The 25,727-nt window shown below is 70.1% G+C and carries 21 protein-coding genes, 1 pseudogene and 1 riboswitch; of the genes and pseudogenes, 11 read left to right on the forward strand and 11 right to left on the reverse strand.

The annotated features are described in order from the left end of the window. Positions 1-136: 136 nt before the first annotated feature. Together VT85_RS27300 and VT85_RS27305 are read left to right on the forward strand one after the other, a co-directional pair. The gene (locus tag VT85_RS27300; RefSeq protein WP_068409792.1) at positions 137-946 is read left to right on the forward strand and encodes a hypothetical protein; all 810 of its coding nucleotides are present in this window, start codon (positions 137-139) and stop codon (positions 944-946) included. 269 nt (positions 947-1,215) lie between these two features. Further along, a complete protein-coding gene (locus VT85_RS27305; RefSeq protein ID WP_156512629.1) occupies positions 1,216-2,403 on the forward strand; it encodes a mechanosensitive ion channel family protein in 1,188 nt (395 codons plus the stop codon). Between the two features lie 17 nt (positions 2,404-2,420). On the opposite strand, the gene VT85_RS02165 is transcribed toward VT85_RS27305, so the two are convergent. The 6 genes from VT85_RS02165 to VT85_RS28180 form a co-directional block, all read right to left on the reverse strand. Beyond that, complete coding sequence (locus VT85_RS02165; RefSeq protein WP_197491050.1) at positions 2,421-3,386, reverse strand: ABC transporter substrate-binding protein; 966 nt, start codon at positions 3,384-3,386, stop codon at positions 2,421-2,423. A 170-nt stretch (positions 3,387-3,556) separates the two neighbouring features. Continuing rightward, entirely contained in the window at positions 3,557-4,381 is an 825-nt protein-coding gene (locus VT85_RS02170; protein ID WP_068409807.1) for an ABC transporter ATP-binding protein, read from the reverse strand. Continuing rightward, positions 4,378-5,376: a FecCD family ABC transporter permease gene (locus VT85_RS02175; protein WP_068409809.1), complete on the reverse strand. Its 999-nt coding sequence runs from the start codon at positions 5,374-5,376 to the stop codon at positions 4,378-4,380. Before VT85_RS02175 ends, VT85_RS02170 begins: the two co-directional genes overlap by 4 nt. Before the next feature lie 41 nt (positions 5,377-5,417). Continuing rightward, positions 5,418-6,299, reverse strand: coding sequence for a DUF1289 domain-containing protein (locus VT85_RS27310; RefSeq protein ID WP_068409811.1), 882 nt, complete (start codon positions 6,297-6,299; stop codon positions 5,418-5,420). 159 nt (positions 6,300-6,458) lie between these two features. Next, positions 6,459-6,662: riboswitch (cobalamin riboswitch) on the reverse strand. Positions 6,663-6,853: 191 nt separating this feature from the next. Further along, entirely contained in the window at positions 6,854-10,000 is a 3,147-nt protein-coding gene (locus tag VT85_RS02185) for an NB-ARC domain-containing protein (protein WP_068409817.1), read from the reverse strand. A gap of 55 nt (positions 10,001-10,055) precedes the next feature. Further along, the gene (locus VT85_RS28180; protein WP_068409818.1) at positions 10,056-10,811 is read right to left on the reverse strand and encodes an esterase/lipase family protein; all 756 of its coding nucleotides are present in this window, start codon (positions 10,809-10,811) and stop codon (positions 10,056-10,058) included. A gap of 252 nt (positions 10,812-11,063) precedes the next feature. Here VT85_RS28180 and VT85_RS02195 point away from each other — a divergent pair, with 252 nt between their 5' ends. The 6 genes from VT85_RS02195 to VT85_RS02220 all read left to right on the forward strand — a co-directional run bounded on the left by VT85_RS02195 (position 11,064) and on the right by VT85_RS02220 (position 15,586). Next, positions 11,064-12,236: an LL-diaminopimelate aminotransferase gene (locus VT85_RS02195; RefSeq protein WP_068409819.1), complete on the forward strand. Its 1,173-nt coding sequence runs from the start codon at positions 11,064-11,066 to the stop codon at positions 12,234-12,236. Between the two features lie 30 nt (positions 12,237-12,266). Beyond that, on the forward strand, positions 12,267-12,458 hold the full coding sequence (locus VT85_RS29595) for a 2-amino-4-hydroxy-6-hydroxymethyldihydropteridine diphosphokinase (RefSeq protein ID WP_068409823.1): 192 nt from the start codon (positions 12,267-12,269) through the stop codon (positions 12,456-12,458). Between the two features lie 20 nt (positions 12,459-12,478). Further along, the gene (folK, locus tag VT85_RS28190; RefSeq protein WP_255376997.1) at positions 12,479-13,282 is read left to right on the forward strand and encodes a 2-amino-4-hydroxy-6-hydroxymethyldihydropteridine diphosphokinase; all 804 of its coding nucleotides are present in this window, start codon (positions 12,479-12,481) and stop codon (positions 13,280-13,282) included. A gap of 69 nt (positions 13,283-13,351) precedes the next feature. After that, complete coding sequence (gene smpB, locus VT85_RS02210) at positions 13,352-13,852, forward strand: SsrA-binding protein SmpB (protein WP_068409835.1); 501 nt, start codon at positions 13,352-13,354, stop codon at positions 13,850-13,852. Positions 13,853-14,257: 405 nt separating this feature from the next. Further along, positions 14,258-14,650, forward strand: coding sequence for a hypothetical protein (locus VT85_RS02215; RefSeq protein ID WP_068409837.1), 393 nt, complete (start codon positions 14,258-14,260; stop codon positions 14,648-14,650). 69 nt (positions 14,651-14,719) lie between these two features. After that, complete coding sequence (locus tag VT85_RS02220) at positions 14,720-15,586, forward strand: SDR family NAD(P)-dependent oxidoreductase (RefSeq protein ID WP_068409840.1); 867 nt, start codon at positions 14,720-14,722, stop codon at positions 15,584-15,586. Positions 15,587-15,722: 136 nt separating this feature from the next. Here the strand turns inward: VT85_RS02220 and VT85_RS02225 are convergent, their stop codons facing one another. From VT85_RS02225 to VT85_RS02240, 4 genes are all read right to left on the reverse strand, one after another. Further along, positions 15,723-17,006, reverse strand: a complete 1,284-nt coding sequence (locus VT85_RS02225) for a hypothetical protein (protein WP_068409844.1) — start codon at positions 17,004-17,006, stop codon at positions 15,723-15,725. Between the two features lie 10 nt (positions 17,007-17,016). Continuing rightward, on the reverse strand, positions 17,017-17,751 hold the full coding sequence (gene rnc, locus VT85_RS02230) for a ribonuclease III (protein ID WP_068421265.1): 735 nt from the start codon (positions 17,749-17,751) through the stop codon (positions 17,017-17,019). Positions 17,752-17,891: 140 nt separating this feature from the next. Then, positions 17,892-18,728 (reverse strand): acetolactate decarboxylase, encoded by an 837-nt coding sequence (gene budA / locus VT85_RS02235; RefSeq protein WP_082858297.1) that lies wholly within the window; start codon positions 18,726-18,728, stop codon positions 17,892-17,894. A gap of 40 nt (positions 18,729-18,768) precedes the next feature. Beyond that, on the reverse strand, positions 18,769-20,118 hold the full coding sequence (locus VT85_RS02240) for a hemolysin family protein (RefSeq protein WP_197491051.1): 1,350 nt from the start codon (positions 20,116-20,118) through the stop codon (positions 18,769-18,771). A gap of 240 nt (positions 20,119-20,358) precedes the next feature. Between VT85_RS02240 and VT85_RS29920 the strand changes: the two are divergent. From VT85_RS29920 to VT85_RS02250, 3 genes and pseudogenes are all read left to right on the forward strand, one after another. Next, positions 20,359-20,703: pseudogene (locus VT85_RS29920) on the forward strand (YciI family protein); the annotation flags it as partial. 54 nt (positions 20,704-20,757) lie between these two features. Beyond that, a complete protein-coding gene (locus VT85_RS29925) occupies positions 20,758-21,189 on the forward strand; it encodes a YciI family protein (protein WP_068421271.1) in 432 nt (143 codons plus the stop codon). Positions 21,190-21,233: 44 nt separating this feature from the next. Beyond that, on the forward strand, positions 21,234-22,520 hold the full coding sequence (locus VT85_RS02250) for an RNA polymerase sigma factor (RefSeq protein WP_068409848.1): 1,287 nt from the start codon (positions 21,234-21,236) through the stop codon (positions 22,518-22,520). Between the two features lie 103 nt (positions 22,521-22,623). Here VT85_RS02250 and VT85_RS02255 read toward each other — a convergent pair whose 3' ends face one another. Then, complete coding sequence (locus tag VT85_RS02255) at positions 22,624-25,371, reverse strand: MGH1-like glycoside hydrolase domain-containing protein (protein WP_082858298.1); 2,748 nt, start codon at positions 25,369-25,371, stop codon at positions 22,624-22,626. Positions 25,372-25,727 lie beyond the last annotated feature (356 nt).

Consider the following 25,727-nt stretch of genomic DNA (forward strand, 5'->3'; position numbering starts at 1 on the left):
AGGGGGCGGCCTTGGCACTGCGCTTGCAGTCCTTGGCAACCCGTCTGGAGCCAATGTATAGTCGTCCACGACGACCACCCACCCCGTTTCTTTGGAAATCCGACGCTTTGGCGTCTTTATTCTTGTGAGGTCGCCGTTGTCTTCGTCGCCCGGATCCCTGCACGGCCGCCATCCCCGAGGCGTCGCTCTCCGGCTCTCCGGGGCCGCCTGCGCCGCGGCGGCCTTCCTGATCGCCGCGTCGGGGTGCGAATATTTCACGTCCGACCGGCTGGCCAAGCTCACACCTGGACAGGCCGCCGATCCGGCGTCCCGACTCGGCCCGGACCCCCTGGGCCCGAGCGCCGCCGGCAAGGAACCCGTCACCATCGACCCGGCCACGGGAGAGCCGACGTCGCTCACGGCGGCGGAGATCGTGGCGATGCTGGACCGGATCAATCGCGGCAATCAACGCGAGCTGGACGAACTGACGACCAGGGTCGGCCAGACCGAGGAGTTGGAGCATGCACGCGACGTCTTCCAGCACCTCGACGACCTGCTCAAGAGCCTCGAGCGCGAGCGCAAGAAGGCCCTCGCCGAGGGCCAGGCCCAGCGCGCCGAGGAACTCGCCCGGCAGGCCGAGGGTCTCAAGGAGCCGTGGACCCTGGCGCGAGAGCGCCTGAACCTGGACCTCCGCGCTCGCACGCTGATCCTCGAACGGCTCGACATCCTCCAGGAGATCCTCGGCCACGACCGCCAGCGACTGTCCGCGATGCTGGTCTCCGGCGATCTGGGCAGGTTCCTCGACGACGCCCCCTCCCCGGCCGCCGCCGATTCCGAGCAGGCCGGCGCCGCCGCCGAGCCCTCCCCGCCCGCGGCCTCGGACGCGACCCCGACGCCGGCCCCGGCCCGGCCCCGGCCCCGGCCGCGCCGAAGGTCGAGATCCCGATCATCCCGGGAGTCCCCCTGATCCCCAAGGCGGTCGAGCCCAAGACCGACGCCCCCAAGGACGAGGCCGGGGTCGCCAAGGCCGACGCCGAGAAGCCCGACGCCGAGAAGGCCGACATCGCCAAGGACGCCGCCAAGAAGGACGAAGGGGAAACCGCCGAGAAGGCCGAGGCGAAGAGCGAGGCCAAGCTCCCCCCCAGCAAGGAGCTGATCTCCGCCAAGCAGGAGCTGGCGGTCAAGGCCACCGCCGCTCGGAAGCTGCACCAACGCTCGATGACGCTCGACGCCCGGATGCAGAGCCTCGTGCGCTCGATCGAGCTGGTGAAGGAGCTCGTCCAGGTCTCCCAGTCGAGCCTCGACAACGCGACGCGGACGCGGGAGTTCCTGCTGGGCGAGTTGAACTCGGACAAGCCCTCGACGGCGCTCCAGGCGTGGACCCACGACGACGAGGACGCGCTGGGCGCCCTGGACCGAAGGGTCCGCGACGCCTCCGCCGACGCCAAGCGGCTCAAGGCCCGGTTCGAAGAGATGGTCGAGGAGCAAGGCCTGGTCGTGGGCGCGCTCCAGAAGACCAGCCTCCGCGCCCGGTCGGCCCGCGACGTCCTCGAGCAGACCCAGGAGAAGGTGGAGGCCCTGGAGAGCCCCTTCTCCACGCCGAACATCAAGGCCTGGCTCCGCATGCACGCCCCCCCCGTCCTGGGGACGCTGGTGCTGATGAGCTTCCTGTACGTGCTGGTCAGCCGGTATTCGCACAAGATCGTGGAGATCTTCGCCGCGCGGGGGATCCGGGGCTCGAAGGCCGAGCGCGACAACCGGATGGAGACGCTGGTGAGCGTGCTCCAGAACACCGGCAGCGTCGTGGTGCTGGTAGGCGGGACCTCCACGCTCCTGAGCCAGGTGGGCATCCCGGTCGCGCCGCTGCTCGGCGGCGCCGCGGTGGCCGGCGTCGCGGTCGCCTTCGGCGCCCAGAATCTCATCAAGGACTTCTTCTATGGATTCATGATCCTGCTGGAGAACCAGTACAAGCTCAAAGACGTCGTGAAGATTGGCGACCACAGCGGCCAGGTGGAGCAGATCACGCTCCGCATGACGGCCCTCCGCGACTCCGACGGCGCCCTCCACTTCCTCCCCAACGGCGCCACCACCTCGGTCGTCAACATGACCCACGGCTGGTCGAGCGCCACCTTCAACGTCCGCATCTCCCGGGAAGAGGACGTCGACCGGGTCATCGCGATGATCCAGGACCTGGGTAAGGAACTCCGCATGGACCCCGCCCTGCGGCTCATGATCGTCGACGACCTGAGCATGATGGGCGTCGACGCGCTGACCGACACGGCCGTCGTCATCCTCTTCTCGATCAAGACGCTGCCGCTCCAGCAGTGGAACGTCAAGCGCGAGTTCCTCCGCCGCCTCAAGAAGAAGTTCCAGGAGAAGAACGTCCTCCTGCCGCCGATCCAGCCGACGCTCCCGGGCGCCTGAGCCCGGCCGTCGATCGATCAGCCGGGCGGCGGCGCGAGCGCGGCCTCGACGGCCTCCAGGCCCTCGACCAGCCGGGGGCCGACGCGGGTGGTCAGGTCCTCGTCGAGCGCGACGATCCGGCCGTCGCGCACGGCGGGGACGTCCTTCCAGCCGGGCCGCTTGAGCAACCGCTGGCGGCCCGGCTCCGGGCCTCCCCCGCCCCCCATCAGGCCGAACGTGGCGAGGACGACCTCGGGCGCGCGGAGCAGGACCTCCTCGTCGCTGGGGGTCGGATACCGGGCGGTGACGTCGCCGAAGACGTTGGCTCCGCCCGCCGTCTCGATCATCCGGCCCAGGAACGTCCCCGGCCCGACCGTCATCAAGGGCTCGTCGTAGAGCAGGTAGAGCACCTTCGGACGCGGCGCCGAACCCCGCGCCGCGACCCGCCGCCGCACGCCGTCGACCCGCTCCTCGAACCGCGTCGCCAACGCCTCGGACTCGGCCTCTCGGCCGACCAGCCGGCCGACGACCCGGATGTTGGCGGACACGTCCTCGGGCCGCTCGGCGTCGATCGCCACGACCGTCAGCCCCAGGCGTTCCAGCGGCTCGACGATCGGCTGCTGCACCCCCCCGGTCGCCAGCACCAGGTCGGGCTTCAGCGCCGCGAGCGCCTCCAGGTTGACGCTCGACGGGGCCATGCCGCCGATCGACGTCCGCGTCTTCGCCTCGGGCGGATAGTCGTCCATCATCGTCACGCCCACGACCCGGTCGCCCCCCCCCACGGCGAACAGGATCTCCGTGTTCGACGGGGCCAGCGACACCACCCGCTCGGCCGGCTTCGCGACGGCGACCCGACGCCCCAGCGAGTCGATCACCTCCACGGGCCAGCCGCCCGCCTCGCCCGCGAGCCGCGCCGCCTTCACCGGCCCCGACGTGGGCGTATTCTTCTCCTCATGCGTCGCCCCCCGACACCCGACCGTCGCGGCGACCAGCGCGACGCACACGAGGCGGACGGGAACCGACGCCAGGCCCCGTGGTGGGGGAAGGTGGCCGAAGGCTGGATGAGGGGGACCGTCATCGCGGACGAACCGAGAGAGTGAGGAAATGGGAGTGAATGCCCTGGCGTTTCTCCCCCGCTCCTCACCGCCCGCACCGAGACCAGGACGCTCGCGATTCATGATTTCCTCGCTTGTTCGGCCCCGAGACGAGTCCGGGGCGGGGGCAAGACCATCGGGGCCCCGGAGAGGGGATGGCGGTCGACCAGGACCGGGCAGCGGTAGGCGCGGCCGAGGAGTTCGGGCGTCAGGACCTCCTCGGGCTCGCCGACCGCCAGCAGCCGGCCCTCGGCCAGCAGCGCGATCCGGTCGGCCCAGGTCGACGCCTGGTTCAGGTCGTGGAGGCTCGCGACGACCGCCAGGCCCTCATCGCGCGCCAGATGATCGACGAGTTCGAGGATCTCGTACTGGTAATTCCAGTCCAGGTGCGCCGTGGGCTCGTCCAGCAGCAGGACGCGCGGCTCCTGGGCGAGCGACTGCGCCAGCACCACCCGCTGCCATTCCCCGGCCGAGAGTCGGTCGACGGGGCGGTCGCGCATCGGGATCAGTCGGGTCCGTTCGAGCACCCGTTCGACCACGGCGCCGTCCTCGTCGGTCATCGGCAGCCACCACCCCCGATGCGCCGCGCGGCCGAGTCGGACGACCTCGTCGACGGTCAGCCGCGCCCCCTGGGGGTCTTCCTGGAGGGCGATCGCGACCCGGCGATGGGTCCAGGCGCGGCCGCGCCGCCAGGCGTCCTCGCCATCGACCAGGACCGACCCGGCGCGCGGGGTCAGCAGCCGGGCGAGGGTCCGCAGGAGCGTCGTCTTGCCCGAGCCGTTGGGGCCCAGGAGCGCCAGCACGGTCCCGGACTCGACGGTCAGCTCGACGTCCGAGAGGACGTCGGGCAGCCCCCGGCCGTAGCCGCAGGAGAGCCCCCGGGCGTGGAGGCGCGGGACGGTCATCGGATGGACCTCCTCAGGACCACCAGGAAGAAGGGCCCGCCGAGGATGGCGGTCAGGACGCCCACCGGCAGCTCGATCGGCGCGGCGACCGTGCGCGCCAGGTCGTCGGCCAGGACCAGGAGCACGCCGCCGATCAGGCCGCTGGCCGGGATCAGGAAGCGGTGCCTCGCCCCGACGAAGGCCCGCGCCACGTGTGGGGCGATCAGGCCGACGAAGCCGATCACCCCCGCCACCGCCACGGCGGCGGCCGTCGCCAGGCTGGCCGCCGCGACGATCAGCCCGCTGATCGGCTTCAAGGGAAGCCCGAGCGCTCGCGCCGGCTGCTCCCCCAGCGAGAGCGCGTCGAGCGGCCGGGAGAGCACGCAGAGGCCCAGGAATCCCACCACGATATACGGCCCGCCGCCGATCAGCGCCTCCCACCCGCGTCCCGCCAGGCTCCCCATCAGCCACGAGACGATCCGGGCCAGTTCCTCGTCGTGCAGCACCATCAGGAGCCAGACCATCGCCCCCAGGCAACTGCTCACCGCCGACCCCGCCAGCAGCAGCGAGACGATCGGCGCGGGGCCCCACCAGGCCGTCGACATGTAGACCAACCCGGCGGCACCCACGGCCCCGAGGAACCCGCCCAGGGGCACCGCCCCGAAGCCCAGCCCCCCCGCCTGGCCGGCCGTCACGATGACCAGCGTCGCCCCCAGCGCCGAGCCGGTCGACGCCCCGATGACGTAGGGATCGGCCAGGGGATTGCGAAAGAGCCCCTGGTACGCGGCCCCCGCCGCTCCCAGGGCCAGCCCCACCAGCCCCGCCAGGATCACCCGGGGCATGCGAAGCTCCCAGACGATCGTCGTCACGTCGCGCGAGACCGTCTCGCCCCGGCCCGACAAGGCCCCCACGATCTGCCCGATCGAGAGTCGCACCGGGCCGACCCCCAGGCTCGCAATCCCGACCGCGACGAGCAAGGCCGCCAGGAATGCGACGCGGACGAAGCGATCGTTCATGATCGCTCCGCTCCAGGGTCGTCGCCCGTCGTCCTGGTGAGTCATTCGGTCCCCCGATCGGGGAAGAAGAAGGCGCAGGGGGTCAGCGTTTCGGGCGTCTCCAGGCCGTTGGGGACGTCTCCACAGCCCGCGAGCCGGATCGGCGCCAGCGGCCCCTCGTCGTCCCCGCCCTCGATCGGCCCGAGGGCCTCGACCCGGCCGATCGGCCCCAGAACGACCCGCGCGGGGCGAGCCTCGACGATCCGCCGGCCGATCCCCGCGAAAAGGTCGGGCCACTCCAGGCCCAGGCAGTCGTCGAGCCCTCGGATCAGCTCGGGGTCGTCGGTGCGGAGGCAGAACGCCGCCGCCCGGGCGCCGAGCCCCAGGTCGTAGAGCCGGGCGTCGCGGTCGCGGGGCTCCACGGCGTCGCGGTCGAGCCCGAGGTACGCCAGGCCGGCTCGGGGCGTCTGACGATTCCGGGGGACCGCCAGGACCAGCGGCCCAGGCGACGGATCGTCGCCGGAAGCGACCGGGGCCATGACGCGGACCTGCTCGGGGACGTCGAAACGGACCGCCGCGCGACGGGTCCGGGCGACCAATCGCGCCGATCCGTCGCGCTCCAGCTCGCTCGTCTCATCGGGCCCGACCCGGAACTCCGAGGCCCCGCCGAAGTGGCCGATCGCCCAGGTTCCGCCCGCGGGCCTCCCCGGCTCCAGCGTCCCGGCGATGAACGCCATGAGATCGCCCCGGGTCCACTTCAGGCGGTGGAGCCCCACACCCATCCTCGCCCGACGAGCGGGCAGGTCCGCCCAGACCCGTTCGAGGAACGCCGCCGGGGCGTCGCGCCAGGCGGCGATCTCCGCCGACGTCCGGGCGCATCCCAGGCAGTGGCTCGACGCGGCGTCGAGGCGGCAGAATCCGATGCAAGGGCTGGTCGTCGTCACGGACGCGACCCCCCGTCTCCGACGAACGGACGGCGCGCCGTCGCCGAAACCCGGCCGCAAGGCCGGTCGACGCGGGAGCGATGGAAGACCGAGGACATCGAAGCAGACCTTTCCGCCGGGCCGGGCGGCGCTCGTTGGGCACGGCCGGGCGGCCATGCAGGAAAATCGATCCCGACGGGCAGGTCTTCTGGCTCTCGGCTCGTGACGGTCCCGGACGGCCTTCCCGCCCCATTCCGGGCAGTGGCGCAACGTCCGGGGCCTCGCCGATCACAGCGGCGGCCCCGCGCCGGATTCTCACCGGCTTCCCTATTCTCTCCCCCTTCGCGATCGAAGCTCGGGAGCACCCGTCGGGCGAACGATTTCAATTAGACTCGCGGGGGCACGATTTGCAAAGGGGGGACGTCGCCGAGACCGACCTTCGGTGGTCGATCGACCGGCGTCATCTCGTCGAAGATCAGGCCCCGTGGACCTCGCAACGGATCAACCCCACACCGCGACGATCATGATCTGCGAGTGCGCCTCTCTCGTGGACGATCAAAACCCGCACCCCCTCGCTAAACGCCTTCCAGCCTCAAAAATTGGACCCGACCCAGCAGGTCCCCCGCGACGATCGTCACCGCGTCGTCCGCGATCGCGCATGCGTGGTAGGGGCCGTCGCCGACGAATTCCGCGAGGAGAATCCCGGTTCCCAGGTCCCACACCTTCATCGTCCGGTCATCTGAGCCGGAGACGGCGCGTCGGCCGTCTGCCGACATCGCCAGCGTGGTGACCCGGTCGTCGTGCCCCTCGATCCTGAGAAGCAATGCGTCCGAGCCCAGGTCCCAAAGGCTGAGCGTCCCGTCGTTGAAGCCGCAGAGGACGAGGCGGCAGTCGCCCGACGCCGCCACCGCGTTCATGCCCGTCCTTCGGTTCGGCAGCGTACGAATCGAGGCGCCCGAGTCCAGGTCCCAGAGCTTGAGCGTCCCTCCGTAAGAGCCGGAGACGGCGCGCCGACCGTCTGCCGACGCCGTCACAGCCAGGACCCAGTCGCGGTGTCCCGCCCGCGTACTGATTGACTCACCGGAGTCAAGGTCCCAGAACCTGAGAGTCCCATCGGTCAAGCCCGAGACGGCGCGTCGGCCGTCGGCCGACATCGCCAGCGCAAGGACCGGGCCGTCGTGCCCCTCCAGCGGCCGAATCAGCGAGCCCGAGCCCAGGTCCCAAAGGCTGAGCGTCCCGTCGTTGAAGCCGCAGAGGACGAGGCGGCAGTCGCCCGACGCCGCCACCGCGTTCATGCCCGTCCTTCGGTTCGGCAGCGTACGAATCGAGGCGCCCGAGTCCAGGTCCCAGAGTCTGAGCGTCCCGTCGTCGTCGTTGGAGACGGCGCGGCGGCCGTCGGCCGACGCCGCCACCGCACGGACTTGGCCGCTGCACGCCTCAAAAGTGTGCATCGAGGCGAGCGAGTCCAGGTCCCAGAGCCTGAGCGTGCCGTCTTCGGAGCCGGAGACGGCGCGGCGGCCGTCGGCCGACGCCGCCACCGCACGGATCCCACCGCCGCCTTTCAGCGTGCGAATCGAGGCGAGCGAGTCCAGGTCCCAGAGCCTGAGCGTGCCGTCGTCGGAGCTGGAGACGGCGCGTCGGCCGTCGGCCGACATCGCCACCGCACGGAGCCGGCCCTCGTGGCCTTCGAGGGTGCGAATCGAGACGCCCGAGTCCAGGTCCCAGAGCCTGAGCGTGCCGTCGTCGGAGCCGGAGACGGCGCGGCGGCCGTCGGCCGACGCCGCCACCGCACGGACCGGGCCGCCGTGGCCCTCCAGCTCGCGAATCGGGGCGTGCGCGTCCAGGTCCCAGAGCCTGAGCGTGCCGTCGTCGGAGCCGGAGACGGCGCGTCGGCCGTCGGTCGACATCGCCACCGCACGGAGCCGGCCCTCGTGGCCTTCGAGGGTGCGAATCGAGACGCCCGAGTCCAGGTCCCAGAGCCTGAGCGTGCCGTCGTCGGAGCCGGAGACGGCGCGGCGGCCGTCGGCCGACGCCGCCACCGCACGGACCGGGCCGCCGTGGCCCTCCAGCTCGCGAATCGGGGCGTGCGCGTCCAGATCCCAGAGCCTGAGCGTGCCGTCGTCGGAGCCGGAGACGGCGCGTCGGCCGTCGGCCGACATCGCCACCGCAAGGACTCCTCCGCCGCACCCTTCAAAAGTGCGAATCGAAGTGCCCGAGTCCAGGTCCCAGAGTCTGAGCGTCCCGTCGCTGGAGCCGGAGAGGGCGCGGCGGCCGTCGGCCGACGCCGCCACCGCACGAATCCCACCGCCGCCGCCTTCCAGCGTGCGAATCAGCGCACCGCCGGGAGGGGTCAACGCCTCGGCCAGCGGACGCAGCCAGGGACCACGCTGGTTGCGCTGGACGCGGGGCAGGAAGTCCCTGATCGCCGCGGACTCCGAGCCGTGCAGGCGGCCGATCATCTGGCCGGCGAACAGAGAGGCGTCGCGGGAGAGGGCGTGGGCGGAGAGTCGGATGGCTCCCTCCACGAGCGCCAGCTCCGGGTCGCCGCGGAGCGCCTCGAAGTCGGCCAGCAAGGCGTTGGAGTCGGCGGCTTGGAGCTTCTTCGAAAGCCAGCGGGGATCCAGGAGGAGTCCCCGCAGGACCTCCTGCCGTCCCGCGTGGATCAAGTGGTAGGCGAGCCACCGCCAGGCGTAGGCGTCCGGCAGTTGATGGAGGTCGCCCCAGGAGTCGAGCAGCCGGGCGTGAAGCGGAGCCGGGTCGGAGACCTCGTCCGCCAGGTAGGCCCGGATCACGTCGTGCAGGCTGAGGGTCTGGGCTCGCAGGTCGAGCCTGAGCAGCGACAGGTCGGCCAGACGCTGGGAGAGTTCCTCGGCCTCGTAGTCGTCGAGCCCCCATAGGGCCGCCGCCGCGGCGAGGGGGATGTCGACGTCTTCGGGAAAGATCGCCAGTTCGGTGAAGCGGCGACGATCCTCGGCCTCCAGCAGGTCCGTACTGAGCCCGATCGAGGCGGCGAACGAGTCGTTTCGCTCGCCCGATTTCGGCCGAGCGAGTACGTCCACGCCCTTGCGGTCGAGGCCCCTGTTGAGGTAGTCGAGGGCCCCTTCGATCGAGTCGCCCCGCGCGACCCGAAGTCGCAGCGCCGAGCCGGCCAGTTCCAGCAGCAGGGGCCACTCGCCGAGGCGACGGGCCAGGGACAGGAACGAACCGTACGTCGCATCCGAAGCCTCGACCCGCGAAAGGAGCATCGCTACGCCCTGCTCGGGGGTCATCGCGTCGACCTCCACGCGACGGGCTTCGACCGCGACTTCGAACTGTCGAGTCGTGACCAGACGGGTGCATCGAACGGCCCCGCGCAGGAAGGGACGCAGGTGGGCCGCGTCCCAGACGTCGTCCAGGACGAGCAAGCAAGGCCGTCCCGCCAGTTCGTCCGCCAGTCGGCGCGAGCCGTCCTCGACGTCGCGGACGGCTGCGGGCTCGCCGGTGAGGGTCTCGATGAGGCGGGCCAGTGCGGTCGGCAGGTCGGGCTGCTGGCCGAGCGTGGTCCAGAGGACGCCGTCGGGATGGGCCTTCCTGATCTCGGGGTCGTGGCAGAGGGCGGTCGCCAGGGTCGTCTTGCCCAACCCGCCGGCGCCACGGAGAGCGGTCGTGATCGCGACGGACTTCCCCGGATCGGAGGCTAGGAGCAGCTCACGCAGCCGACCGAACTCCTCGGGCCGAGCCACGAATCCCGCGGGCAGGTCGGGGGCCTGGAACGGGACGCGGCGTGATGGAACGCGATCAAAGACACCCCCGAACGAATCGCAAGGACCTCTTGTAGAGGAGCGAATCCTTGCCGGCCGGCTTGCAGATCGTGACGTGGTCGTCGTCCATAGGCACGGGGATGACGCCGGCGATCCCGGGGTCGGCGCTGGTTTCATTGACGACCAGGAATCCAGCCGTCGGCAGCTTCTCGCAGTAGACCTCGACTTTCACGTCCAGCGTCTGGTGGTTGTTGCGGAACCAGGTGTTGAGTTCTCGCAGACGCGGGTCATGGGCCCGCAGATCGTCGACCGCGACCGTGTTACGCAAGACCAGGCTCAGGTGCTTGACCCAGCCGGCGATGTCCGATCCGGAGTGCGGAGTCGAGACGAAAACGATCCCCCGCGTCTGGTCGACGACGCGCCGCCAGTTCGGGTCGCCGAAATCCCGGCCGTGCCGCAGCAATTGCTTGACCAGCAGGCCGCCCATGCTGTGGGTGATGTAGACGGTCGGCCGCTCGCCCAACCCCTCGACGTCCAGGACGGCCAGGGCGTTGGTGGCGCGGTCGGCCAGGGGCATGGCGTGGCCCTTCCAGGCCATTGATGCGGCGTCGTAGTCGAGAAGCCAGACGCCGACGTCGGGCAGGTCCTCGGCCAGCCACTCCGGCCAGGTCGGGCCGGCGCTCCCGGCGGGCCGCCAGGTGGAGCGGGCGTCGCCGTCCAGGCCATGCACGAAGACGACGTCGCCGCGACGTTGGGAATCGTCGCATCCGGAGACCTTGATCAGCTTGCTCACAAGGCGGCCCTCTGGAAGCAGCAGGGGACGATCCGACGATTCGATCAGACTGGCTCGCGGATACTATTGAAACCCAATGCATCGCAGCTCGCTAGTGACAAGGAGACCGTGAATCGCGAGCGGAGCCGGGTGAGACGCATTGTGCCCGGGATGAGCGTCTTCCCGCCCCACGGTCCTGTTGTTGGATCGCGGGGGCGGGGATACACTGGGGGGCCGCATGATCCCTAGACGTCGATTTCGAGGTTAGACGCGATGGCGACCACCCCGTTCGAGAAGTCCCAACGGCTCCAGAAGCTCCCGCCTTATCTGTTCGCCGAGATCGACCGCAAGAAGAAAGCCGCCATCGCCGCCGGCCGCGACGTCATCAACCTCGGCGTCGGCGACCCCGACCGCCCCACGCCCCGGGCGATCATCGAGAGCCTCCAGAAGAACGTCGAGAACCCGGCGTTCCACCAGTACGCCCTCGACCAGGGCTCGCCGGAGCTTCGGAAGTCGATCGCCGCGTTTTGCAAGTCCCGGTACGGCCTGGACCTGGACCCCGAGACCGAGATCCTGCCGCTGATCGGTTCGAAAGAAGGCCTGGCCCACTTCCCGCTCGCCGTGCTCAACCCCGGCGAGATCAGCCTGGTCCCCGATCCGTGCTACCCGGTCTACCGGTCGGCCAGCCAGTTCGCCGGGGCCGACGTCTACACCATGCCGCTGGAGCCCTCGCTGGGCTTCCGCCCCGACCTCGACGCCGTCCCGAACGACGTGTACGCCCTCGCCCGGCTGATGTTCCTGAACTTCCCGAACAACCCGACCGGCGGGACGGCCGACCTGCCTTATTTCCAGAAGGTCGTCGACCTGGCCAGGACGCACAACTTCACGATCGCGCAGGACGCCGCGTACAATGAAATGTACTACGGCGAGCCGGCCCCCAGCATCCTCCAGATCGAGGGGGCGAAGGACGTCGCGATCGAGTTCCACAGCCTGTCGAAGACGTTCAACATGACCGGCTGGCGCGTCGGCTTCGCGATCGGCGGCGAGCCGCTGATCTCGGCGCTGAAGCAGGTGAAGGCGAACTGCGACTCGGGCATCTTCACCGCCATCCAGTTCGCCGCCAAGACGGCGCTCGACCAGTACGACGAGCTGACGCCGCCAATCCGGGCCCTGTACAAGGAGCGTCGCGACGCCTTCGTCGGCGCGATGCGGAAGCAGGGGTGGGACGTCCCGTCGCCCGACGCGACCTTTTACGTCTGGATCCCGTGCCCCAAGGGGTACACCTCCAGCGACCTGTGCGCCCGGCTGCTGGACGAGGCCGACGTGGTGACGACGCCCGGCCTGGGCTTCGGCCGCACGGCCGACGGCTACATCCGGGTCTCGCTGACGGTCGAGACCCCGCGCCTGCTGGAAGCGGCCGAGCGTATCGGCAAGCTCGCCCTGTAATTCGAGGACGGCTCGCGAATCGAGGCTGGAATGAGCGAGGGCTCGCTGGCGATCATCGGGATGGGGAGCAACCAGGGAGACCGCGAGGCGATCCTGGACGAGGCGGTCGAGGCCCTGAAGGCGACGCCCCACGTCCACGTCTGGACGGTCAGCCGCTACTACGAGACGATCCCCGTCGGCGGCCCCCCGGCCAGGCCCCGTTCCTCAACGCGGCCGTCCTGACCGAGCCCACGCTCGACCCCCTGAGCCTCCTGGAACGGCTCCACGACATCGAGGCCCGCCTGGGCCGGGTGCGCGACGAGCGCTGGGGGGCCCGGACCCTGGACCTGGACCTGCTCCTCTACGGCGAGGAGGTGCGCCGGACGCCCCAGATCATCGTCCCGCACCCCCGCCTCTCCTTCCGTCGGTTCGCGCTGGTCCCGGCGGTCGAGGTGGCCCCCTGGTCGCTCGACCCGCTCACGAACATGACGGTCAACGAGCTGCTGGCGAGCCTGGACCGCCGCCCGAGCCTCGTCGCCGTGGCCGCCGCCGACCCCGACGACGCGGAAGCGGTCGCCCTGGCCTCGGATGTGCATGCGAGAATCGTAGAGGCCCTCGGGGCCGAGCCGCTTCGGCGGGTCGACCCGGGAGGGGTCCCGACCTCGGACTTCCCGACGCATCCCCGCGACCGGCGGTTCGCCGAGATCCGCGCGGCCGCCCATCGGGCGTCGGAGAGTCGCTGGACCCACGCCGGGCTGGGCGATCGCTGGCTCGCCGCCGACTTCGCGCTCGACCTGGACCTGCGCCGGGCGTCCGCGATGGAGGCGAGCGAACCTCGGGCTCACGACGGGCTCTGGAAAGGGGCCTGGAACCTGTTCACTTACGAACGCGCGGCCGAGGCGGCCGTCGACCGGGCGCTGGCCCCGACCTTCGTCGTCCTGATCGGCCGCGAGGCCGCCGCGATCCGCGACGGCGGCTACCCTCGGCCGGTCCTGATCCCCGAATCGACCGAGGCCGCCGCGATCGTCTCCGAGGTGGTCGTCACTTGCCAGGCCACCCGGGCCTGAGCCGCATCCGTACGCCGAGGTCCGCAACCCACACCGATTCCCGAACCGAAACGGGGCGCCGACGAGACCATGGCCAAGAAAGACGCGGGGAAGTCCGCCCCCAAGGGGAAACCCGATCCCGACGGCATCAAGATCGTCGCCCGCAACCGCCGCGCGCGGTACGACTTCGACCTGATCGAGAAGGTCGAGGCCGGCATCGTCCTGACCGGCACCGAGGTCAAGAGCCTGCGCAACGGCAAGGCGAACCTCGAGGACGCCTACGCCGAGATCAACCGGGGCGAGGTCTGGCTCAACGGGTGCGACATCCCCGAGTACCTGCAAGCCAACCGGATGAACCACGTCCCCAAGAGGTCGCGCAAGCTGCTGCTGCACCGCAGCGAGATCGAGAAGCTGGGGAGCCGTACCAGCGAGCGCGGCCTGACCCTGATCCCCGTCGCGATCTACTTCCGCAAGGGCATGGCGAAAGTCGAAATCTTCATCGCCAAGGGCCGCAAGACCTTCGACAAGCGCGAGTCCGTCAAGAAGAAGGAAGCCAAGCGCGACATGGACCGCGCCCTCCGGCGGAACTGATACGCAATGGCTTTGATGACTCACCTTCGCCGAGCGGCCTCGGCTGCCACGGGGTCGTCCCCGAACCCGTGTCCATCCGGTGCTTTGCGGCACGGGTTCGGGGACGAACCCGTGGCACCCAATGGTCGGTGATCGAGGCGATTTGGTTTGAGCCGCCGGCCCGATCCTCGCGGGGTCCCTCCCCCCTGGCAAACTGCCGTTGGCCGATCCGGGGGGATTCGATAAAGTCCCCGCTGACCGGTGCCGACAGGATGTCGGCCGGGGCCCCATCTTCGCGTCCAGCCCTTGCGGCTCGCGAGCGGCTCAGAGGATGTTCGGTTCGCGCCCGGGGGGCGGCACGCCTTTCGGGCTGGCTTACGGGTGGCGAGGTCGCTCCGACCGGGCCGTCGCCACGGGAGATTCGCCATGAGAAACGCCCGCACGCTCCTCCGGCACGGGCGGCCGCCGCTCGCCGCCCTGCTGCTCGGCGGCGTCTGCTGCTTCGGCTGGGGCTGCCACCAGCATCACTATTACTACGGGCCGACCGGGGCCAACGGCTGCCCGCCGGCGATCGGCACGACCGTCCTGCCCAGCAACGTGGCCGTGGGCGAGGTCTGCGAGGTCCCCAGCGAGGTCGCCGTCCCCTCCCCGGTCGTCGGCGCCCGATCGACCGTCGTCGACGACGGCCGCACCCGGCCCAGGGTCGTCGTCAGCGAGCCCGCCCGCCGTTCGTCGCGCTTCGGCTGGCGCAGCACCAACCCGGAAGACGTGCCGGCGTTCACGCAAATCGACGGCGCCCTGAATAGCACGGTGAAATAGTCGCCCAGTTATGCTATAATACCCGGACTACTTGATGGACATCTCGACATCAACCGGGTGCAGACCGCCATGTCCCACACACGATCGTGGAACGACACGCGCGCGCTCGTCACGGGCGCATCCTCGGGGCTCGGACGGGCCATCGCCGAGGATCTCGTGCGACGCGGGGCGAGCGTCATCCTGACCGGCCGTTCCGCCGCCAGGCTCGACGAGGTCGCGAAGGGGCTCCTGGAAGCCGGAGCCGACCCCGACCGAGTGGCGGTCTTCCCCGCCGATTTGACCGTCGAGGCCGATCGTCAGCGGCTTTTCGACGCGGTTCGGGCGCGATTCGGGGCCCTCGACCTGGTGGTCAACAACGCGGGAGTCGGCGCCACGGGGCAGTTTGACACCCACGAAGCCTGGGTGCTGCGCCGGGTCTTCGAGATCAACTTCTTCGCGATGGCCGAGGTCTGCCGCGCCGCCCTCCCCTTCCTGAGCGAAGGCGTCGACCCCGTGATGCTCGTCATGGGCTCGATCAACGCCCGCCGAGGGCTCCCCGGCCGGGTCGAGTACAGCGCCAGCAAGTTCGCCGTCTCGGGCTTCGTCGAATCGATCCGGATCGAGTGGCGGCGGTACGGCATCCACGTCCTCCAGGTGAACCCCGGCTTCTCCGCGACCCCGTTCGACGAGAACGCCGTGGCGAAGACCGCGCGGGTGTCGGTCGCCGAGTGGCGGACCACGCCCGCCGAGGTCGTCGCCGCGGCCGCGCTGCGGGCCGTCGAGAAGCAGAAGCGCGAGATCACCCTGTCGTCCAAGGGCCGGTTGCTCGTCCTGATGAACCGGATCGCCCCCAGGTTCGTCGACTGGGGCCTCTCGCGGTGGCTCCTCCGCCACTTCCCCGACTCGCCCGTCCACCGCCGCAAGGGGAAGAAGCGGATCGGCGGGGTCTCCTCCTGAGCGATCGCGCGGGCCGCCGGTCCATACCAAATCGCCCCGATCGCCGTCTCCCGGCCCCCTCGAGGCGGCGGCGTCGAGCGAGGAGCGTCTCGGGCGCCACGGGTTCGTCCCCGAACCCGTGCCGCGCCATTGCGTATCAGGCCGCCGGATTGGCCGCCGCCGCGCCGTTGCGGGCGAACGCCCCGGCGCGGAGGCGTCGGGAGTTCATCGTCGGCCGGAACATGACCAGGAGGGCCAGCGGCAGGTACAGGAGGACGAGCGTCCCCCCCTTGTCCAGGTACCAGAACTGGCTGGCCGCCAGCAGGGCCGCGGAGAGCGCGATCAGCTGCGAGAGGTCCTTCCGCGTGGGCCAGAAGGTGACGACCAGGACCATCGCCAGGTAGCCGATCAGGACCGGCAGCCGGAAGCTGGAGTCGATGCCCCCCCAGAAACTGCTGCCGCTGGATCGGGGCTCGAACTGGGGGAGCAGGCCGACCTCGGCGATGCTCCGCGCGCCCAGGGCCCGCGCCCATTCCGACAGCCCCAGTCCGGCGCTCCCCAGCAGGGCGCAGACGATCGCCACCGAGGCCGCCACCGCGACGTACGCGATCCGCGACCGTCCTCGGTAGAATCCCGTCCACAGGAAGATCAGGCCCAGGCAGGCCGGGATCCAGCCCGCCGCCAGGCCGATCAGGAGCCCGGCGATCGCCGGCCTGGCGTACCACAGGACCGCGTAGATGATCAGGGCTGAGGGGATGAGCTGGCCGCTGTCGACCAGGGCCATCCGGGTGTACGGCAAGAGCAGGTAGCACGCGGCCATCGACAGGCCCGTGAGCGATCGTTCGTAATGTTTCCAGCCGATCAGCCAGAGCCCCGCCACCAGGCCCAGGTGGGCCAGCAGGGCCAGCACCCGCGAGACGATCACCTGCGGACGTTCCTGCTTGAGCGAAGGGGGGAGCGGGGCGATCTCGATCACCTGCTTGACCGCCCCGTTCCCTTCCTCGACGGCGGGAACTCGCGCGTTGCGGTCCTCACGCCCCGAGGGCTCCGCCGGATTCCGCGCGGCCCCCTCCTCGACGGGGAGGCTCACCGTCTCGACCAGGAGCAGGCCCAGGATGCCGACCGACAGGCAGAGCAGCCCGGACGCGTTGAGGTTCGGCTCCAGCAAGGGCCGTCGCGAGAGCCCCAGGTCCACCAGGCATCGCGCCAGCCAGGCGGCCGAGCCCAGGAACAGCAGGATGAACGCGATCCAGGGGGCGTGATCGTGCCGCCCGACGATCATCATCATGCCGGGGACCAGGGCGAACAGCAGGATCAGGTCGAGGTTGCGGACGCTCCAGAACCGGCTGAACTTGAAGAAGAGCGTGACGCAGCCCAGGAGCGAGAGGAACAGCCAGACGATCGGCGAGAGCCCCAGATCGGTGACGAGCGGACCATTCACGGCGACCTCGTCAATCCGACTCGTAAGGGATGGGGGAGCCCGAAAGCTGGCAGAGGGCGTTCAGCGCCGCTCGCTGCTCGGCCTCTTTCTTGTTCCGCCCCCACGCCGGCGCGTACTGGTTGCGGCCGATCTGGGCCGAGATCTTGAAGCACTTGGAGTGGTCCGGCCCCTTCTCGTCCAGGAGCAGATAGGTCGGCGTCTCGCCGAAGTCGCGCTGGGCCGCCTGCTGGAGGTTGCTCTTGTAGTTCAGGCCGTTCTGGCCTTCGACGGCCGCGTCGATCTCGGGCCCCATGTGGGCGGCGACGAACCGCTGCGCCGCGGGGGGGCCTCCGTCCAGGAAGATGGCGCCGATCAGGCTCTCGAAGACGTCGGACAGGACCGACGACGGCGTCTGATCGCCCGCGCCCATCCCCTTGCCCAGGAACAGGTAGACGTCGAGCCCCAGCGCCTCCGTGATCTTCGCGCAGGTGCGCCGCGAGACCACGATCGACTTGATCCGGGTCAGCTCCCCCTCCTGGTAGTCGGGGAACTTGCGGAAGAGCATCTCGCAGACCACGGCACCGAGGATGGCGTCGCCCAGGAACTCCAGTCGCTCGTTGGAGGCCAGCCGATGGTCGGCCCCCGAGGCGTGCGTGAGCGCCTCGCGCAGCAAGTCCGGGTCCCGGAATTCGTAGCCGAGGACGGCCTGGCATTCCGCGAGCAGGCGGGCCTCGTCCCGGTGGGTCGTGGTGTTTGGCGCGGCGATGGTTGGAGTTCCAAGCGGGAAGTGCGCGGGGACGCCCGGACGAAATCCGACTCGCGAGCAAGAATGTAACCTAGCTCGCCGGAATCCCCCTGTCAACCGCCTGTTCGCGGACATCCCTCCCGGCGCGCCGGTCGGCCCGCTCATCGCTCCTCCGAGCCCGCTCCCGGCCCGGTCCCTCGCGAGCTTTCCACCCGCTTCAGCTCCCTGGACAGGTCCGGCGTCAGGTCGGCCTGGTCGAAGTCGGGGGATCGGGGGAGCTTGATCTCCCAGTCGTGGCCGAGGTCGTAGCGGACGCGGCCCTCGGCGGGGCGGCAGTCGAGGACGTGGCCGCCGATCTTGCGGTCGTCGGAGAGGAAGTGCCAGTGGTAGCCGGGGACGGTGAGCCCTCCCACCCACGCCGGGCTGCGGATGCCGAGCAGCGTCCCGGAGATGTCGCGGTGGGTCCAGACCGACTGGCTCTCGGCGACCTCCGCCAGCGGCTTGTAAGGCGGCTCCTGGCGATGGACGCTCCGCAAGGTGGCCGACGCCAGCCGGCCGTCGATCCGCACGGCGACGAACGCGTTTTCCTGCGGCAGGGCCTCGTCCAGCCGGGCTTCCAGCTCGGTGAGGCTGGCGACCGGCGGGCAGGCGAAGTCGCCGTCCTCGTCGAAGGGCGTGACGACCGCGAACGGCGACGTCGCCTCGGGCCCGACCTCGGCGACCACGCCGTCGCCCCGCGCCTGGTACGCGCGGCCGTCCAGGATGATCAGCTCGCCGTCCAGGTGGTCGAGCGTCCCCAGCCCGAAGTCGCCGCAACGGAGCAGCTCGCCGATCGTCGTCACGCCGTCGTAACGCCCGATCATCAGCGCGTTGATGACCGACGTCTGCGTGATCCGGTCCGGGTTCGCCGGGATCGGCGCGGGCGGCGGGCCGGGGCGCGAGCATGAGGCGATCCCGGCGAGCCCCAGGGCGGCGGCGGCGAGCAGCTTCCGATTCATCGAGTTCTTCGCTTCCTTCAGGGGCGCGTCGAGCCTGCGCTCATGGGGTCGATTCGGGATCGGATTCCGCCGGGGGGCGCGATTCGGGTCCGGTCACCAGCACGCGGTCGATGCGGTTCTCGTCCATGTCGACGACCTCGAACTTGTGGCCTTCCCATTCGAAGTGGTCGCCCACGTCGGGGATGTGGCCGAGGCTGACGAGGATGAATCCGGCGAGCGTGCCGTACTCCCCCTCCGGGAGCCGGGGGAGGCCGGGAAGGTCGGAAACCTCATGGATGGAGAGGGTGCCGTCCAGCAGCCACGAGCCGTCGTCCCGGCGCACGGCGCTGGCGTCGTAGCCTTCCTCGACCGCGAGGTCTCCGACGAGGGCCTGGAGGATGTCGTTGAGCGTCAGCAGGCCCTCGACCGACCCGTACTCGTCGACCACGATCGCCATCGGCGTCGCCGCCGCCTTGAACTGCTCCAGCACCTTCAAGCCCGACGCCCCCTCGAAGACGAACAGGGCCGGCCTCATCAGGCTGCGGACGTCGAGCGGGCCGTCTTCGAACGAACGGCCGAGCAGGTCCTTGGCCTGGACGATCCCCACCACCTTGTCGAGCGAGCCTTCGCCGACGGGGAAGCCCGCGTGCGAACTCTCCAGGACCCGGCGACGGACCTCCTCGGGCGTGCCGTCGGCGTCGATCCAGGCGACGTCGGCGCGCTGGGTCATCAGCACCCGCGCGGGCTGGTCGTTCAGCCGGAAGACCCGCCGCACCATGTCGTGCTCGGCCGTCTCGATCGCCCCGACCTCCGCCCCCTCGCGCACCAAAACCTGGATCTCCTCCTCGGTCACCGGCGATCCCCCGGTCTCATGCACGCCCAGGAGCCGCAGGACCCGATCCGTCGACCAGCCCAGGAGCCGGACCAACGGCACCGTCGCGATCGACACCAGCCGGAGCGGCCCGGCGGCCCACGACGCGATCCCCTCGGGGTTGCTCAGGGCCAGCCGCTTCGGCGTCAACTCCCCGAACACCAGCGTCAGGTACGACACCGCCGCCACCACCGCCGCCAGCCCCAGACTCTCCGCGTAGGGGACCAGCGCCGGCACCTTCGCCAGCGCGTCGCCGAGATGCACGGCGATCGTCGCCCCGCCGAACACCCCCGCCAGCGTCCCCACCACCGTGATCCCGACCTGCACCGTCGAAAGAAAGCGATTCGGGTCGTTCGCCAGTTCCAGCGCCACCGCCGCTCGGCCGTCCCCCGCCTCCGCCGCCTGCCTCAACCGCGCCTTCCGAGACGAGACGATCGCCAGCTCCGCCATGGAAAAGAGACCGTTGGCCAGGATCAGCAACACCACCACCCCGATCTCGATCAGGATTATTTCCACGAACCGCCTCGCCTCCAGGAGCAAACCTCGACCCGACCTCCCTTTCTAGGATACGTCGCGGCGCCCACCCTGCCGAGGCCGTCGGACGAATCGGCCGGATGTTTGACGACGTGGATGCGGCGGGTGGCCTCTCTCAGAAAAATATTCCGAGCCTTGTCGATCCGGCGGTGGCTCGTTCGACGAGTGGGTGGAGACGGGGCCGCGACCCATCGGGACGGCCCGGTCGGGCCCGCCGGCGGTTCGGGATGCAAGGGAGGCGAGTCGATGCGTTTCATGGTGATGGTCAGGGCGACGAAGGAGTCCGAGTCCGAAACCGGGCCTGTGTCGGACGAGAAGCTCCTGCGAGAGATGCTGGAGTTCAACGGGGAGCTGGCGAGGGCCGGCGTCATGCTCGCGGGCGAGGGCCTCCACCCCAGCTCGAAAGGGGCGCGGGTGAGGTTCGCGACCGACGGCTCGCGGACCGTGGTCGACGGCCCGTTCGCCGAGACCAAGGAGCTGATCGCCGGCTACTGGCTCTGGCAGGTGGAATCGCTGGAAGAGTGCGTCGAATGGGTCCGGCGCAGTCCCGCCCCATTCGCCACCGATTGCGAGATCGAGATCCGTCCCGTCGGTTGCGGCTCGGGTGCCGCCCGATGGGAGACTTTTGCTGAAAGGAATGACGAGATGCGATTCATGGTGATCGTCAAGGCGACGAAGGACTCCGAGGCCGGCACGCCGCCCGACGAGAAGCTGATGGCCGCGATGGGGAACTTCAACGAGGAGCTGGTGAAGGCCGGCGTGATGCTCGCGGGCGAGGGCCTCCACCCCAGCTCGAAAGGGGCGCGGGTGAGGTTCGCGACCGACGGCTCGCGGACCGTGGTCGACGGCCCGTTCGCCGAGACCAAGGAGCTGATCGCCGGCTACTGGCTCTGGCAGGTGAAGTCGCTGGAGGAATGCATCGAGTGGGTCAGGCGCTGCCCCGCCCCGTTCGCCACCGATTGCGAGATCGAGATCCGCCAGGTGTACGAGGCCGAGGACTTCGGCGAGGCGTTCACCCCCGAGCTTCGCGAGCAGGAGGAACGCGTGCGTCAGATGGCGGCCAAGCTCCAGGCGTGAGCCCGGCTTGCCCCGAGACGCCGAAGCTGGTCTGATCGGACGTCATGACGACCGATCCGATCCATCGCACGATCGACGCGGTCTGGCGGATCGAGTCGGCGAAGGTCATCGCCGTGCTCGCCCGCCGGACCCGCGACGTCGGCCTGGCCGAAGACCTCGCGCACGACGCGCTCGTCGCCGCGCTGGAGCAATGGCCGAAAACGGGCGTCCCGGAGAAGCCGGGCGCCTGGCTGCTGGCCGCCGCGCGGCGGCGCGCGATCGACGCCCACCGTCGCGACCGGGCCTTCGACCGCAATCGCGAGGAGATCGCCGCCCGCTTCGAGGCCGAGCCCGCGCCCGACCTCGACGCGGCGCTCGACGACGAGGTCGGCGACGACCTCCTGCGGCTGATCTTCACGACCTGCCACCCGGCCCTCTCCACCGAGGCCCGCACCGCCCTGACCCTCCGCCTCCTGGGCGGCCTGACGACCGACGAGATCGCCCGCGCCTTCCTCGTCCCCGAACCCACGGTCGCCCAGCGCATCGTGCGGGCCAAGCGGACCCTGACCGAGAAGGCCGTCCCCTTCGAGGTCCCCCGCGGCCCCGACCTGCTGTCCCGGCTGGGCTCGGTCCTGGCGGTCGTCTACCTGATCTTCAACGAGGGCTACGCCGCCACCGCCGGCGACGACTTGATGCGCCCCGCGCTCTGCGAGGAGGCCCTCCGCCTGGGCCGCATCCTCGCCGAGCTGGCCCCGGCCGAGCCCGAGGTCCACGGTCTGGCCGCCTTGATGGAGATCCAGGCGTCTCGGGCCCGGGCGCGGGTCGGGCCGTCGGGCGAGCCGATCCTGCTCCTGGACCAGAACCGGGCGCGATGGGACCACGTCCTGATCCGCCGGGGCCTGGCCGCCCTGGACCGCGCCGAGGCCCTCGGCGAACCCCGAGGCCCCTACGTCCTCCAGGCTGCCATCGCCGCCTGCCACGCCCGCGCCCGGACGGCCGACGCGACCGACTGGCCCCGCATCGCCGACTACTATGCGGAACTCGCCCGGGTCGCCCCTTCCCCCGTCGTCGAGTTGAACCGCGCCATGGCCGTCGCGATGGCTTCCGGCCCCGCCGCCGGCCTCGCGCTCCTCGACCCCCTGACGACCGAGCCGACCCTCCACGACTATCCCTACCTCTCCAGCGCCCGCGGCGACCTCCTCGCCAAGCTCGGCCGCCACGCCGAGGCCCTCCCCGCCTTTGAACGCGCCGCCGCCCTCACCCGCAACGCCCGCGAACGCGCCTGGCTCCTCGCCCGCGCCCGGGAGTGCGCCGACGCCTCGGAGCCTTCCCCGTCGACGGATCCACCCTGATGCCACCGAACTTCTCGGGGATCAGGTTTCCTGCTGTCATGGTGACATGTCTCGATTCGGCTTGAGTAAAGAGGTTTCCGAGTCTCCCCGCCGCGCCCGCCTCTCAGGTCGCTCTCGTCGCCTTGGAGCCCGTAGGGGGCTCGGGCGGTCCTGGTCGCCGGCTCGCGGCTTCCCTTCGCGCCCGGGCGCAATCCTCGAAGTGGCGCGTGATCAGCGCCGTCCACCCGGTCTGGTGGCTGGCCCCCAGCCCCCGGCCGTCGTCGCCGTGGAAATACTCGTGGAACAGGATGAGATCCCGCCAGTGCGGGTCCCCCGCGAAACGCCGCTCCGACCCCTGGCCGGGGCGGCGTCCCTGCTCGTCCGCCCGGAACAGGCGGGCCAGCCGCTGGCCGATCTCATGGGCCGCCTCGGATAGGCTCCAGAGCCGGCCTGAACCGCGAGGGGACTCGACCTTGAACTCGTCGCCGTAGAAGTGGTGGTAACGCTCCAGCGCCTCGACCAGAAGGTAGTTGATGGGGAACCAGACCGGTCCTCGCCAGTTCGAGTTTCCGCCGAAGTCCGTCGTCTCCATGTCTCCCGGACTGTAGGGCACCCGGTACTCCCGATCGCCGGCTCGGAACACATAGGGCTTGTCCTTGTAGGCGCGCGACAGGGAGCGGATCCCGTAGGGGGAAAGGAATTCGTCTTCGTCCAGGACGCGGCGCAGCACGCGTTCCAGTTGATTGCGTCGCGGCAGGGCCAGAAGCCGCCTGCGGCGGCCCGGCTCGCCCTTGACCTCCATGCAGGCGATGTACCGGAGCACCTCCTTGCGGTATTCAAGGAACCATCGCATCCGCTTCTCGAACCGGGGCAGTTCGGCGTGGATGATCTCCTCCTCGAGGACTTCCACGGCCAGGAGCGGAATCAAGCCGACGAGCGAGCGGACCCGCAGGGGCACCGACTCGTGCGCGCACCTGAGGTGGTCGTAGTAGAACCCGTCCTCCTCGTCCCAGAGCCCGGTGCCCCCCAGGTGGTTCAGGGCGTCCGCGATCTGGACGAAGTGTTCGAAGAACTTGCTGGCGATGTCCTCGTAGGCCGGGTCGGACCGAGCCAGCTCGATGGCCATGGCGAGCATCGTCGTGCAGTAGAAGCCCATCCAGGCGGTCCCGTCGGCCTGCTCCAGCCGGCCGCCGGCCGGCACGCCCTTAGAGCGGTCGAAGACGCCGATGTTATCCAGCCCGAGAAAGCCCCCCGAGAAGACGTTCTCGCCCGCCGCGTCGTGGCGGTTGATCCACCAGGTGAAGTTCAAGAGCAGCTTCTGGAAGACGCTTTCCAGGAAACCGAGATCCCGGACGCCGCAGAGCTTGTAAACGCGCCAGCAGGCGTAGGCGTGGACCGGGGGGTTGATGTCGGAGAGGTCGTACTCGAAGGCCGGGAGCTGGCCGTTGGGGTGCAGATACCACTCGCGCAGAACCAGCTGGAGCTGGGCCTTGGCGAAGGCGGGGTCGATGTGGGCGAAGGCCAACATCTGGAAGGCGAGGTCCCAGCCGAAGAAGGCCGGATACTCCCACTTGTCCGGCACCGAGATCACGTCTCGGTTGTAGAGATGGGGCCAGGCATGGTTGGGATGTCGCCGCCGGCTTTCCGGCGGCTGGGGCTGGAGGCGGTCGCCGTCCAGCCACTCGGCCACGTTGTAGTAGTAGAATTGCTTCGACCAGAGCAAGCCGGCGTAGGCCTGGCGGCAGACGAGTTGCTCCTCCTCGGTCAACTCACGGGGGATGCGGCGCTCATAGAAGGCGTCGGCCTCGCGGGTCCGAGCGTCGAAGATCGCCCCGAATTGGGGTCCGAAGGGCGTCCCCGGCGTCCCGTCCTCGGGGGATAATCGCAGAAGGACCGTCGCCCGGCCCCTCGCCGGGACGTCCAGGACGTAATGGGCCGCCGCTTTCGTGCCGAATCGACCTGGGTTCACCGCATCGGCCCGACCCTGGATCAGGTGGCGGTGGAAGGCGTCCTTCACGTAAGCTCCGGCGTTCTCCGCCCCGAACAGATGGGCCAGGTTCGTCTCGTTCTCGGTGAAGAGCCAGTCCGGCGTCCTGCCGTCGGGACCGGGAGCCGCCGACAGGCGGACGCGCCCGAGGGTCGCGTGTTCGGCCCGGACCGCGAGATCACCCGCCTCCTGCCACAGCCGCGGCCTGGGCCACCGACCTTCCTCATACGCGCTGCCCCAGGACCAGGTGTTGCGGAACCAGAGGGTGGGGAGCAGGTGCAGCCGCGCCGACTCCGTCGCCCGGTTGGCGACGGTCACCCGGATGAGGAGGTCGTCGGGCGCGGCCTTGGCGTACTCGGCCAGGACGTCGAAGTAGCGGTCGTCGTCGAAGACCCCGGCGTCGATCAGCTCGAACTCCGGCTCCTGCCGCCCCCGGCGACGGTTCTCCTCGACGAGCCGGACGTAGGGGAACTCGGCCTGCGGATACTTGTAGAGGGCCTTCAGGTAGCTGTGCGTGGGGGTGGCGTCAAGATAGAAGTAGCACTCCTTGACATCCTCGGAATGGTTCCCCTCGGGGTTGGTCAGGCCGAAGAGGCGTTCCTTGAGGATCGGGTCCTTCTCGTTCCAGAGGGCCAGGGCGAAGCAGAGACGGCATTCGCGATCGCAGATCCCGAGCAGGCCATCCTCGCCCCAGCGGTAGGCGCGGCTGCGGGCGTGGTCGTGCGGGAAGTAGCGCCAGAAGTCGCCGTCGGGCGAGTAGTCCTCACGGACGGTCGCCCACTGGCGCTCGGATAGGTACGGCCCCCATCGCTTCCAGTTCTTCTCGCGACGGGCGTCTTCCTGCAGGCGTTGCACTTCGTGATCGAGCGGGCGTTCGATGTCCATCGCCGGTGCTCCGGTGGAATGATTGTCCCGCCCGCCCGTGCTCGCTGCGGGCGAATCACGTCGCCTTTCCATCGCCTGCCTGACTTCGACGATGGTCGGTCGTAGTGCATCACCCCGCACAATTCGTTCCCGAAGCCGATGGCGCTCCAACTGGCCGGCGGATCGAGTCGGCGAACCTCGCGCGGCGGGATCTTGTCAGCCCGCCCCTCGCGACTCGGAAGACCAGGTGAATGGGATTGTCCGGCGATGTTTTCGGCGCGTCAGGGAGGCTACATTGTACGAGGTTCGGGGCCGAGTGGGCTGGCGCCACCACGTCACGCTCTCGCTCCTGGCGCTGTGGTTCCTCTGCTGCGAAC

It is taken from the genome of Planctomyces sp. SH-PL62 (genome assembly GCF_001610895.1).
Lineage (GTDB): Bacteria > Planctomycetota > Planctomycetia > Isosphaerales > Isosphaeraceae > Paludisphaera.